This is a genomic window from Nonomuraea glycinis (assembly GCF_035920485.1).
In the GTDB taxonomy this organism is placed as follows: domain Bacteria; phylum Actinomycetota; class Actinomycetes; order Streptosporangiales; family Streptosporangiaceae; genus Nonomuraea; species Nonomuraea glycinis.
Window position 1 is genome coordinate 8,637,762 of sequence record NZ_CP109166.1, and the last position, 11,695, is coordinate 8,649,456.

Sequence of the window (11,695 nt, forward strand, 5' to 3'; positions counted from 1 at the left end):
AGTAAGTCACTTGGTGGAGTGGCCGAGAGGCGAGGCAGCGGCCTGCAAAGCCGTCCACACGGGTTCAAATCCCGTCTCCACCTCCAAGGACGATTAGCTCAGCGGGAGAGCGCTTCCCTGACACGGAAGAGGTCACTGGTTCAATCCCAGTATCGTCCACCATGCTTGAAGCCCCAGCTCACGGCACCCACCGAGAGTCTGGGGCTCTTCGCTGTCCCGGCTTGATCGCTCCTGTTACGTACGCCCACTCCGTGAAGTCCTTCTCAGGGCCGAACAGATGACCGGCAGGAGCCGCCGCCGCGCTCCATGGTAGGAGTTTCGGCATGGAATTCTTCTGTTATCACCGTGATCGTCCTGACTCCATGCCGCTGCGGGACACGTTGGTGGAAGAGCACTGGTCCTATATGGACCGGTACGCGGCGGAGCTGATCGCCCGTGGCCCGACCTTCGACAGTGACACGGTCACCGGCAGCGTGCACATCGTCGACCTGCCGGATCCCGCCACCGCGCGCGCGTTCGCCTTCGACGAGCCCAACTACCAGGCCGGGGTGTACCGGGACGTGCTGGTGCGCCGGTGGCGCAACGTACTGGGGCGCACCATGTGGGACTTTCCCGGCGGCCGCGAGGGCGGCAACCGCTACCTGGTGCTGGGTCTCGGCTCCGGGGAACCCGCCGACCTCGTCCCGCCACCCGACCAGGACGAACTGATCGCGTACGGGCCGCTGCTGTCCGACGACGGCACCACCTGGCTGGGTACGGCACTGCTGATCCGGGCCCCGGACCCGGACGCGGCACGCGCCGTCCTGACCCCGGACCGGTACGCCGCCATCGAGGTCCACGACTGGGCATTCGGCGGGCGGCGGTAGCGACGGCTTCTGTCCAGCCCTGTGGTCGTTGACGTTGGAAGATCCACCGGCCATGGACGGTGGTGATCCTTTGAGCTAGTTTGCCTGACATGAGACTTCGGTTTGCGTTGAGCGTGCTGTCAGTGGCCTGTCTGGTCGGCGCGACCCCGCTGACCGCCCATGCCGCCGCCACGCCGGCTCCCGGCTGGGAGTTGAAGGAGACCGGGGTGACCGCGCGGTTGCGAGGGCTGTCGCCGGTCAGCCGGGACGTGGTGTGGGCCTCGGGGTCGGAAGGCACCGTGCTGCGTACCGTCGACGGCGGGCGGACCTGGCTCGACGTCTCTCCGCCCGGCACCGACGGCCTGCAGTTCCGGGACGTGGAGGCGTTCGACGCGCGCCGGGCCGTGGTGCTGTCCATCGGGGAGGGCGCCGACTCGCGGATCTACCGGACCGAGAACGGTGGCCGTACCTGGAGTCAGACCTTCACCAACGACGAGCCGAGGGCCTTCTACGACTGCGTGGCGTTCTTCGACAAGCGGCATGGGCTGGCGATGAGCGACCCGGTGGACGGCAGGTTCAGGATTCTCGCCACCGAGGACGGCGGGCGGAGCTGGCAGGTGCTGCCCGCCGGCGGCATGCCCGAGGCGCTGCCCGGTGAGGCGGGGTTCGCGGCGAGCGGGCAGTGTTTGGTGACCTCCGGCGGGCGGGACGTGTGGCTGGCCAGTGGCGGGGCCGAGCGCTCGCGGGTGTTCCACTCACGCGACCGGGGACGCACCTGGACGGTGGCCGACACGCCGATCCCGGCGGCCGACCCGGCGCGCGGCGTGTTCGCGGTGGCCTTCCGCGACGCGCGGCACGGTGTCGCGGTGGGCGGTGACTACCGGCCCGACCAGGCGTCGCCCAGCGCGGCGGCGGTGTCCGGGGACGGCGGCGCCACCTGGAAGGCCGCCGCCACCCCGCCGCCGGCCTACAGGTCCGGCGTGACCTGGCTGCCCCACACGCCGTTCGCGGCCATCGCCGTCGGACCGTCGGGCAGTGACGTCACGTACACGGGCGGGAGGACCTGGCGGACGTTCGACACCGGCTCGTTCGACACGGTGGCGTGCACGCGCGACCTGTCGTGCTGGGCCTCCGGCGAGCAGGGCCGGGTGGCCCGCCTCACCCTCGGGCACCACCGATTGCCCGCTTCGTCGTAGCGGTGAATGCCGGAAGAGCGCGGGGCCGGTGAGTGCTGGAAGAGCGCGGGGCACCAGGACGTTGCTCACAGGTGTGAAAATCAGCGAAGCCTCCAGAGCCAGCGGCGCGAGTGCGCGATCGTTGCGGCACTACGAGGACGAGGGCTTGATCGTCCCTGGTCGCCGCGGCAATGGGTTCCGCGACTACTGCCAGTCCACGATCGACCGGGTGCTCATCATCCGCTCGCTGCTGGAGTCCGGGCTGTCCGTGCGGTTGATCAGGGACGTTCTGCCCCGCCTCACCGACGAACCCGCCGTCGGCACTGATGTGGTGCGCGCGGAGTTCCTGTACGAGGTGCAGAGGTATCGCGATCGGCTCGCGGCACGTATCGCCGTTCTCAGCGATCAGCAGGCGGCTCTCGACGCCTACCTTCGCGAGGCCCGCCGCCCCTGATCCATGACCGCCGCTTGACCTTGACGCAAGTGTCAGACTCCTACCTTCGACGCATGGAGATGGACGCGCAGCAGCACCCTACAGAGCAGACGGTACGAGCACTGGTCCAGCGATCGCACCGCGGACCGAACGATCTGACCCTCACGACCGATCGGCGCCGACCCACCCCGGGGGTCGGCGATTACCTGATCCGCGTGGGGGCCGCCGGGATCAACTTCGCTGATGTCATGCAGTCCCACGGAACGTACGGCGGGGGCCCGCAGGCACCCTATGTGGCGGGCTTCGAGGCCGCCGGCGAGATCGTGGGGGTCGGCCCGGACGTCGAGAGCCCGCTGCCCCTCGGCACCCATGTCGTCGGGGTGGGCCCGGGCGCCTTCGCGCAGTACATGACGATGCCGGCCGCGGGCGTGCTTCCCGTGCCTTCCGGGTGGAGCGATGCCGAAGCTCTCGGCCTGGTGCTCAACTGGGCCACCGCCTTGGCGGCGCTGAAGCCGCTGGGCGAGATCAAGGCCGGTGAGGTGGTGCTCGTTCACGCCGCGGCCGGCGGCGTGGGGCAGGCCGCGGTTCGCCTCGCTCGCCACTACGGGGCGCGGGTGATCGCCACGGCGTCAGCGGCGAAGCACGGCGCTGTCAAGGCCCTTGGCGCCGACGAAGTCCTGGACCCCACGCGCCCCGATCTGGCTGCGGAGATCACCCGCCTGACCGGCGGCGTCGACCTCACACTGGAATCGGTGGGACGGACCACGTTCGAGGTCAGCCTGTCGGTCACCGAACCGTTCGTCGGACGCGTTGTCGTACTCGGTGCCGCCTCCGGCGATGCCGCTCTGACCACGCATGACCTGATCTTCACCCACCAGGTCCAGATCAAGGGTCTGCACATCGGTGCGCTGGCGCTGCGGCAGCCGTCCCTCTACCGGTCGTTGCTGGTCGAGCTCGAGGCACTCATCGCCCACGGCGTGTACCCGCCCGGCACCCCCCAGGTGCACCCCCTGGCGGAGGGGCCGGCCGTGCTGCGGCAACTCGAAACGGGCCGGACCCGCGGCAAGCATGCCCTCGATCCCTGGCACTGAGCTTGTCGTCGCCAACGTGGCCTCGAGTGAGTCGGGGTAGCCGCCGTCGCCGGTCTGCCCGTGGTAGCTGTCCCGCAGCTACCACGGGTAGCTGTCCCGCAGCTTCAGCAGGCTGTCACCCTTGCCTGCCTTCAGCTCGGCGATGCCCGCGATCGCGACCGGACACATCGCCTTGCTGTACATCGCGGCCGTCATCCCCTCGACCGCTTGCCCGCTTGCCCGAACGTCAGCCCGCGCCCGTTGCGGACGGTGACTCCGGCGAGAGCGGCCAGTTCACTGCTGCGCGACGGTCATCTCCCCTGGTTCCGGACCGGTCAGCGCGGGACGCGACGACGGTAACGGAGGACTCGGCCGCGAGACCAATGCGCCAGGCGCTCAGCGCACGCCCCGGGGGCGGAACTGGACGCTGATGCGCGGGCCCGTCGGGCGGGCCGTCTTGGGGATCGCGTGCTCCCAGGTGCGCTGACAGCTGCCGCCCATCACGATCAGGTCGCCGTGGCCCAGGTCGTGGCGGATCGACGGGCCGCCGCCGCGTGGCCGTAGCAGCAGCGGGCGGGGGCTGCCGACCGAGACGATCGCCACCATGGTGTCCTCGGTGCTGCCCCGGCCGAGGGTGTCGCCGTGCCAGGCCACGCTGTCGCGGCCGTCGCGGTAGAAGCACAGGCCCGCGGTGCGGAACGGCTCGCCGAGCTCGGCGGCGTAGTGGTCGTTGAGCGCGCGCAGGGCGTCGTCCAGCATCGGGTCCGGCAGCGGCTCGTCCTCGTCGTAGAACTTCAGCAGCCTCGGCACGTCCACCACCTTGTCGTACATCTTGCGCCGCTCCGCCCGCCACGGCACCGTCTCGGCCAGTCGCTCGAACAGGGTGTCCGCCCCGGCGACCCAGCCGGGCCGGACATCGAGCCACGCGCCCCGCTCCAGCGACGTCCTGCGGACCGCCGAACCGAGCCGCCCGAACCCGAGCTCCTCGTCCACACCCAGCAGAGACGCTTGGAATACAGCTCTCATGCCTTCGAGTGTACGCGATCGTTCAAACACACATTCGACTGAGCGTCCAAGCGGATTCTGCCGACGGCACGGGGGGACGGCGTCGCCGCACCGTCATCACCGATGTCGGCTGACAGCGGCCTCGATGGGGAGTGCGGAGCATTGTTCGGTCGGCCTTGATCGGTATACCGTCGGGCGACACAGGTCCCCCCGAAGGAGCTCGCCCATGCGATCCCTGAGCCTGGCCGCGCTCGCGGCATCGATGGCCGTCGTGACGGCGCTCGGTCTTCAGCCTCTTCCCGCAGCCGCCGAGCCGGCCGCCCCGGCGTCCGTGGTGGTGCGGGACGACCTGCTCGACAAGCTCACCGCCATCCCGGGACTCACCGTGGTGTCGGAGTCGCAGCCGGCCGGTTACCGGTTCTTCGTCCTGTCCTTCACCCAGCCGGTCGATCACCGGCATCCGCGCCGGGGCGCGTTCGAGCAGCGGCTCACCTTGCTGCACCGCTCGGCCGACGCCCCCGTGGTCCTCTACACCGGCGGCTACGGCCTGCCCGTCAACCCCACGGCCTCGCGTACGGAGCCGACGCAGTTGGTCGACGGCAACCAGGTCTCCGTCGAGCACCGGTTCTTCCGCTCCTCGCGACCGGCGCCGGCCGACTGGGACGACCTGACCATCTGGCAGGAGGCGACGGACGAGCACCGGATCGTCCAGGCGCTCAAGACGGTCTACTCGGGCAGGTGGATCCAGACGGGCGCGAGCAAGGGCGGCATGACGTCCGTCTACCACCGGCGCTTCTACCCCGGCGACGTGGACGGCGTGGTGGCCTACGTCGCCCCGAACGACCCGCGCAATCCCCAGGATCACCGCTACGACAGGTTCTTCGCCCGCGTCGGCTCCGCGTCCTGCCGGGCGGCGCTGGACGGCGTGCAGCGTGAGGCGCTCAAGCGGCGCGCTCGGATGGTGGCGCTGCTGGAGGCGGACGCCGCGCGCAACGGCTACACCTTCGCGCGCACGCTCGGCAGTGCGGACCGGTCGTTCGAGATGACGATCCTCGACACGGTGTGGGCGTTCTGGCAATACTCCACCGAGGCCGACTGCGCCGCCGTGCCGCCCGTGACCGCCACGGACGAGGAGCTCTACGCCTGGATCGACGGTGTCGCCTTCTTCGGGTTCTACACCGACCAGGGCTTGGACTACTACACGCCTTACTACTACCAGGCGGCCACCCAGCTGGGCTGGCCCGACCTGGAGTTCCGGCACCTGCGCGGGCTGGTGCGCCACCGCGGCCTCTACCAGCCCAACTCGGTGCTCCCCGCCGAGCTGCGCTCCCGGCACGATCCCGGGCCGATGCTGGACGTGGACCACTGGGTGCGCACCCGGTCGGAGCGGATCCTGTTCGTCTACGGCGAGAACGATCCGTGGAGCGCCGAGCGCTTCACGCCGAGCAGGCGCGACTCCGCCCTGTACGTCGCGCCCGGCGCCAACCACGGCGCCAACATCGCCCGGCTGTCGGAGGCGGATCGCGCGGCGGCGACCGACACCCTGCGACGATGGGCGGACGCGCAATCGGCGGAGCGCAGCCGGGTGGCGGCCGTCCCTGACGACGACATGCTCCCCGATCGCCGTACCCGCTGAGCACGCGAAGACGGCCGGGCGGCGGGGATCCGCACCGCCCGGCCCGTTCTCAGCCGCCGCAGGAGGCGAAGACGAAGGTGTCCTTCAGGAGCGTGTAGCGGTCCCTGATGGTGACCGCGCCGGTCTCGGTGTCCATCTGCGCGATCACCATCCGGCTCTCCTTGCCCACGGATCGCAGCAGGTGCACGGTCACCTGCCGGTCACCGGTCCAGTCGAGCATGTGCACCTCACCGGCCGGCAGCTTGACCCGCTGCCGCTTGAGCAGCTGGTCCGTCTGCGCGTCGTACAGCACGAGCCGGGATTTTCCGGTGGCGAGGACGGCGACGGTCCGGCCGTCGCCGGACAGGGCCTGCGGGGCGTTGCCGACGATGATCTGCGGTGGGGTGACGCGGGTGAGCCGCTCGCCGGTGTCGGCGTTGACGGCCAGGTCGGTGACCTCCTCCTCGCCGTTCAGGGTCGTGAGCAGCTCCCCGCTGTCCCCGCTGAACCCGGCCAGCTGGTGCGGCCCGGCGATGCTGCCCAGCCGGGCGCCGCTGGCGGTGTCGTAGACGCGGGTCCCGTAGCGGTCGCCGCTGACGCCGACGGCGAGCCTGGACCCGTCGCCGGACAGCTGCAGCTTGATCAACTCCTGGTCCCGGCGCGGCAGCGCGCCGGCGGGCAGCAGCTTGACGTCACCGTCCAGGGTCCGTACGGCCAGGCCACCGGCACGGGTGAGGTAGGCGACCTTCTGGCCGTCGCCGCTGACGGAGATCGGGGCGGGCGGGTAGACGGCGGACTTGCCGTTCGCCAGCCGGGCCACGACCTGGGCGTCAGGCAGGACGCGCCGCTCTCCGCTGTGCAGGACCAGACGCCAGTGGCCGCAGGGGACCTCGCCGCCTCCCTTGATCGTGCAGCCCTTGACGGAGGCGTACCGGATGCTCTCGTGCTGGTGCGGCTCCGCCTGCGCGGCGGCCGGGGCGGTCATCGGCGCCGCGAGCATCGCGGCGGCCAGCAGGGCGATCGTGATTCTCATGCCGTCTCTCCCGCCGCGTAGAAGGCGTACCTGGACTTGCCGATCGTGTACGTGTCGCGCTGCTTGACGGCGCCCGTCCCGGGGTCGACGGTGAGCACCCGTACCACCGCTGCCCCGCCGTCGTGCTCCGTCGTCACCAGGGCGGTGAGCCCGCCGTCCGCCGTCCAGCGGGCGGAGTACGGCGTGCCGGCCGGGGTGAGCGCCAGGTCCACGCCCTTGGAGAGCTCCCCGGTCTCCAGGTCGTAGAGGCGCAGCCGTGGCGCCCTCTTCTTCTCGCTGTCACCCCAGATGAACGCGGCGACCGTCCTGCCGTCGGCGGCCAGCGTCGTGACGGCGGCTCTCTCCACGACCTGGGGCGGCGTGCGCCTGGTCGAGGTGCCGTCGAGCCGGTGCGCGACCAGGGTGGCGGTGTTGTCGCCGCCGTCGCGCCGGGTCAGCACCTCGTCGCCGTCGGCGCTGAAGCCGAGCGGTCTTTCGCGGCCGGGCAGCTCGGTGGTCCTGCCGGTCCCGACGGTGAAGACCTTGGTCGGCAGCCGTCCGTGCTCGTCCCCGTGGTCGACCAGCACCCGGTCCCCGGCGGGTGACAGCTGCACGGTGATCGAGGCGGTGCTCCTGGGCGCCAGCGAGCGGGGCAGCGCGGTGCCGGGGCCGCCCGCGACCGGGCGGACGACCAGGCGGTGATCGGATGCCCGCTCGTAGAGAACGGTCCGGCCGTCGCCGCTGACGGCGAAGACGCCGATGTCGGTGGTGCGCCTGCCGCGGGCGTCCACCTTGGTCGCGGCGGCGTCGGGGACGGTGATCGTCCGGCCGTCGCGCAGCTTGAGCCGCCAGTGTCCGCACGGGTTGCCGCCGCAGGCCTTGATCCAGACCGCCCGGGCGGGTGAGGGGCCGGTCCGGGTGTGCGCGGAGGCTGGTGCGGCCACCGCCCCGGCGAGGACCGCGGACGCCAAGAGGGCGGCGGTCGCAGAGGTGAGCCTCATGGGTGTTCCTTTCGCTCACCCGTTTAGAGTCGGCAGCTCACTGACCGGTTGTCACAGGTCGGACACGCTTCGGCGAGGTCAGGACGGCAGCGGGCGGCGGCCCGGGAAGCCGAGCTCGCTGCGGTGGTACCAGCCGAGCTCCGGCTCGGGCTCGATCCAGCACAGGCGCACGGACACGCCGTCGAGCACCGAGGGGAAGTCCAGCAGCAAGGGCGCGATGCCCTTCACCTCCACGCCCTGCTCGCTCCAGGCGCTCACGATCTCCTGGATGCGTGCCTCGGCGGCCTTGAGCTCCGGCAGTCCGCCGAGACGGGAGCCGCCGGGGGTGTCACGGTCGAAGGCGATCTCGGCGAGGTCGGCGCGTGCGGCGATGAGCTTGCGGGCGTCCTCGATGATCGACGGCATCAGTGCGCGGGCCTCGTCGAGGGTGAAGAGCCTGTCCATCCGGGAACGTTAGCGGTTCGGCTCGTAGGCGTGCATGAGCAACTGCTCGGCGTGGTCGAGGTAGGCGTCCAGGGCGGCGGCGGCCCGGTCGGGCTCGCCGGCCTCGATGAGCGCCAGCAGCTCGCGGTTGCGCGCCACGAACGGCTCGTGGAAGGCGCGCGGATTCTCCATGACATGGAAGACGAGCCGCAGCTCGGCCAGCAGCTGCCGCATCGCCTCGTTGAGCCTGGGGCTGTCGTTGAGCGTCACCAGGGCCTGGTGGAAGCGGATGTTGGCGGTGCCGACGGCCTGCCAGTCGTCGTCCCCCGCGGCCCGCTCGGCGTCGGCGACCGCCTCTCTTATCACCCGCAGGGCCTGCTCGGTCGGCTTGCGGCGCACGGCCATGCCCTCGATCACCCGGCGCACCTGGTAGAGGTCGGCGACGTCCTCGGCGGACAGGACCCGCACGAACACGCCCCGGTTGAGCCGGTGGTCGAGCAGCCGCTCGTGGCTGAGGAGCCGGAAGGCCTCGCGCAGCGTGTTGCGCGACACGCCGAGCGCCTCGCAGATGGACTCCTCCGACAGGCGCTGGCCGGGCTTGAACAGGCCTTCGATGATGCGGTCACGCAGGATGTCCGCCACGCGCTCGGCCGTGCTGCTACGTCCGAGACGCGAGCGGTCCTGCGCGAGGTCGGCGGCGGCGTCTTTCACGGATTCAGGAAATCATTGAACAAACCCCTTGTCGAATTGTTCAACGATTTTTATGGTGGAACCAGTCCCCCCACGGAAGGAGCGAGGGATGGCAGGCTCCACCCCACAGACCCGGCGGGTGATCCTCGCGAGTCTGATCGGCACGTCGCTTGAGTGGTACGACTTCTTCCTCTACACCACCGCGGCGACGCTGGTCTTCGGCAAGTTGTTCTTCCCTACCTTCGACCCGCTCAACGCGACCCTGCTGGCGCTGACGACCAACGCGGTCGCGTTCGTGGCCCGGCCGCTCGGCGGGATCATCTTCGGGCACTTCGGCGACCGCAACGGCCGCAAGACCGTGCTGGTCGTGACGCTGCTGCTGATGGGCATCTCCACGTTCCTCATCGGGGTGCTGCCCGGCTACGACAGCGTGGGCGTGCTCGCGCCGATCATGCTGGCCGTCCTCCGGTTCGCGCAGGGCCTCGGGCTCGGCGGCGAGTGGGGTGGCGCCGTGATCATGTCGCTGGAGCACGGCGACCCGCGCCGCCGTGGCTTCAACGCGAGCTGGCCGCAGGTCGGCGTGCCCGCCGGCTATGTGCTGGCGACCGCGCTGCTCACCATCCTGTCGGCCACGCTGTCCGACGCGGCCTTCCTGTCGTGGGGCTGGCGGGTGCCGTTCCTGCTGTCGGGCGTGCTGGTGTTCGTCGGCCTCTGGGTACGGCTGCGGATCACCGAGTCGCCGCTGTTCGCCCAGGTCGAGCAGAAGGGCGCGAAGGCCAGGATGCCGCTGGTCGAGGTGCTGCGCACGCACCCCCGGGCGCTGCTGTCGGCCTTCACCGCGCGCATCGGCGTGGACGTGGCCTTCTACACCTTCACCGCCTACATCCTGGTCTACCTGACCGGCCCGCTGGGCCTCGACCGCGACCTCGGGCTGAACGCGGTGCTGATCGCCTCGGCGCTGCAACTGGGGCTCATCCCGCTGTTCGGCTCGATGTCGGACCGCTTCGGCCGGCGGCGGGTCTACCTGGCGGGCGTCATCGGCGCCGCGATCTGGGTGTTCGCGTTCTTCCCGCTGCTGGAGACCAGATCCTTCCCGCTGATCGTGCTCGCCGCCGCCGTGGCGCTGCTCTGCCACGCCGCGATGTACGGCCCGCAGGCGGCCTTCATCGCCGAGCTGTTCAGCACCAGGCTGCGCTACAGCGGGGCCTCGATGGGCTACCAGGTCGCCGGGATCGTGGGCGGCGGGCTCGCCCCGATCATCGCGATCAAGCTGTTCGACTCCTTCGGCACCACCGTCGCGGTGTCCGTTTACGTGGTGGCCGCGCTGGCCATCACCGCCGTGGGCCTGGCCATCGCGCCCGAGTCCCACGACCTCGACCCCGCCGACGTGCCGCAGCACGTCTGAGGTCGTCCCTCCGATAGTTCGCCGCGAAAGCCGCGGGCGGTGGCTGCCACCGCCGCCCGCGCGGGAGGCCCGAGTTGAGGACAGTCCTGGCCGTCGTGGCCGCCATCATCGCGCTCCCTCTCCTGTTCGGGGTCGTCACCGGCCTGGAGAGCACCGACCCCGGCGTCGTCACCGTGGTCCGTGACGGCGGCCCGTTCGACGACACCCGGATCCGCCAGGTGATCGACCCCGGCTCCGGCCTGACCTGGGCCGGCCTGTGGTCGTCCACGCACAGCTACCCGGCGCAGCAGCGGTTCTACACGATCACCGCGGACGCCAAGCGCGCCACCACCCTCGGCGTGGACGTGGTGACGGTGCCCAGCAGCGACGGCGTGAACGTGGGCATCGAAGGCACCCTCTACTTCACGCTCAACCTGGACCACGCGACGCTGAAGTCGTTCGACGACAAGTACGGCACCCGTACCTACCGCAGTCAGGACGACAGCTCCCTGTACGCGTGGGACGGCGACGAGGGCTGGTCCGCCTTCTTCGGCCAGGCGGTCCGGCCGGTGATCGACAACGCGCTGCGCGCCCAGGTCGGGGCCATGCGCTGCGCCGAACTGGTGCCGTCGTGCGCGCTGCTGGAGAGCTCCGCGCTCAAGGCGCGGGACAGCAACATCAACATCGCCACGGTGCAGAACGGCGTCAACGCCGCGCTCGCCCGCGACCTGCCGCGGACGCTGGGCGGCGACTTCCTGACCGGCCTGCGGTTCACCCTGGTGAAGGTCACCCTGCCCGGGGAGGTGCAGCAGGCGGTGGACCGCTCGCTGGCCGCCAACGCCGCCGTCTCGGAGGCGCAGGCCAGGGTGGCGCAGGCCAGGGCGGAGGCGGACGCGAACCAGGCCAGGCAGAACGGCTACGACAAGTGCCCGGCCTGCGCGGAGATCGACAAGCTGAAGGCGCTGCCGCAGGGGATCACCGTCTACGCCCCCGGCAACCCGCAGGCAGTGGTGGTGCCCACCCGCTGACCATTCCCGTGGCG

General features: G+C 70.8%; 12 protein-coding genes and 2 tRNA genes. 9 read left to right on the forward strand and 5 right to left on the reverse strand.

Annotation, left to right across the window (positions count from 1 at the left end; genetic code table 11):
- Window positions 1-12 precede the first annotated feature (12 nt).
- From OHA68_RS40685 to OHA68_RS40710, 6 genes are all read left to right on the forward strand, one after another.
- Window positions 13-86, forward strand: a tRNA-Cys gene (locus OHA68_RS40685).
- Window position 87: 1 nt separating this feature from the next.
- Window positions 88-162 (forward strand) — tRNA-Val (locus tag OHA68_RS40690).
- Between the two features lie 161 nt (window positions 163-323).
- Window positions 324-866, forward strand: a complete 543-nt coding sequence (locus OHA68_RS40695; RefSeq protein ID WP_189143485.1) for a YciI family protein — start codon at window positions 324-326, stop codon at window positions 864-866.
- An 89-nt stretch (window positions 867-955) separates the two neighbouring features.
- Window positions 956-2,041 carry a WD40/YVTN/BNR-like repeat-containing protein gene (locus tag OHA68_RS40700; RefSeq protein WP_327104992.1) on the forward strand — a complete coding sequence of 362 codons (1,086 nt, stop codon included), beginning with the start codon at window positions 956-958 and terminating at the stop codon, window positions 2,039-2,041.
- Window positions 2,042-2,114: 73 nt separating this feature from the next.
- Window positions 2,115-2,474 carry a MerR family transcriptional regulator gene (locus OHA68_RS40705; protein WP_327104993.1) on the forward strand — a complete coding sequence of 120 codons (360 nt, stop codon included), beginning with the start codon at window positions 2,115-2,117 and terminating at the stop codon, window positions 2,472-2,474.
- Window positions 2,475-2,527: 53 nt separating this feature from the next.
- Window positions 2,528-3,544, forward strand: a complete 1,017-nt coding sequence (locus OHA68_RS40710; RefSeq protein ID WP_327104994.1) for an NADPH:quinone oxidoreductase family protein — start codon at window positions 2,528-2,530, stop codon at window positions 3,542-3,544.
- Window positions 3,545-3,919: 375 nt separating this feature from the next.
- Here OHA68_RS40710 and OHA68_RS40715 read toward each other — a convergent pair whose 3' ends face one another.
- The gene (locus tag OHA68_RS40715) at window positions 3,920-4,549 is read right to left on the reverse strand and encodes an alpha-ketoglutarate-dependent dioxygenase AlkB (RefSeq protein WP_327104995.1); all 630 of its coding nucleotides are present in this window, start codon (window positions 4,547-4,549) and stop codon (window positions 3,920-3,922) included.
- 205 nt (window positions 4,550-4,754) lie between these two features.
- On the opposite strand from OHA68_RS40715, the gene OHA68_RS40720 reads away from it, so the two are divergent.
- Window positions 4,755-6,164 (forward strand): S28 family serine protease, encoded by a 1,410-nt coding sequence (locus OHA68_RS40720; protein WP_327104996.1) that lies wholly within the window; start codon window positions 4,755-4,757, stop codon window positions 6,162-6,164.
- A gap of 49 nt (window positions 6,165-6,213) precedes the next feature.
- On the opposite strand, the gene OHA68_RS40725 is transcribed toward OHA68_RS40720, so the two are convergent.
- The 4 genes from OHA68_RS40725 to OHA68_RS40740 all read right to left on the reverse strand — a co-directional run bounded on the left by OHA68_RS40725 (window position 6,214) and on the right by OHA68_RS40740 (window position 9,290).
- Window positions 6,214-7,176, reverse strand: coding sequence for a WD40 repeat domain-containing protein (locus OHA68_RS40725; RefSeq protein WP_327104997.1), 963 nt, complete (start codon window positions 7,174-7,176; stop codon window positions 6,214-6,216).
- Window positions 7,173-8,156, reverse strand: a complete 984-nt coding sequence (locus tag OHA68_RS40730) for a hypothetical protein (protein ID WP_327104998.1) — start codon at window positions 8,154-8,156, stop codon at window positions 7,173-7,175. The genes OHA68_RS40725 and OHA68_RS40730 overlap by 4 nt, the downstream gene beginning before the upstream one ends.
- A 78-nt stretch (window positions 8,157-8,234) precedes the next feature.
- The gene (locus tag OHA68_RS40735; protein ID WP_189143477.1) at window positions 8,235-8,600 is read right to left on the reverse strand and encodes a DUF2203 domain-containing protein; all 366 of its coding nucleotides are present in this window, start codon (window positions 8,598-8,600) and stop codon (window positions 8,235-8,237) included.
- 9 nt (window positions 8,601-8,609) lie between these two features.
- Complete coding sequence (locus OHA68_RS40740; RefSeq protein ID WP_189143476.1) at window positions 8,610-9,290, reverse strand: GntR family transcriptional regulator; 681 nt, start codon at window positions 9,288-9,290, stop codon at window positions 8,610-8,612.
- Between the two features lie 88 nt (window positions 9,291-9,378).
- Between OHA68_RS40740 and OHA68_RS40745 the strand changes: the two genes are divergently transcribed.
- Window positions 9,379-10,674 (forward strand): MFS transporter, encoded by a 1,296-nt coding sequence (locus tag OHA68_RS40745; RefSeq protein ID WP_189143475.1) that lies wholly within the window; start codon window positions 9,379-9,381, stop codon window positions 10,672-10,674.
- Window positions 10,675-10,748: 74 nt separating this feature from the next.
- Window positions 10,749-11,681 carry an SPFH domain-containing protein gene (locus OHA68_RS40750; protein WP_327104999.1) on the forward strand — a complete coding sequence of 311 codons (933 nt, stop codon included), beginning with the start codon at window positions 10,749-10,751 and terminating at the stop codon, window positions 11,679-11,681.
- The last annotated feature ends 14 nt before the right edge of the window (window positions 11,682-11,695 follow it).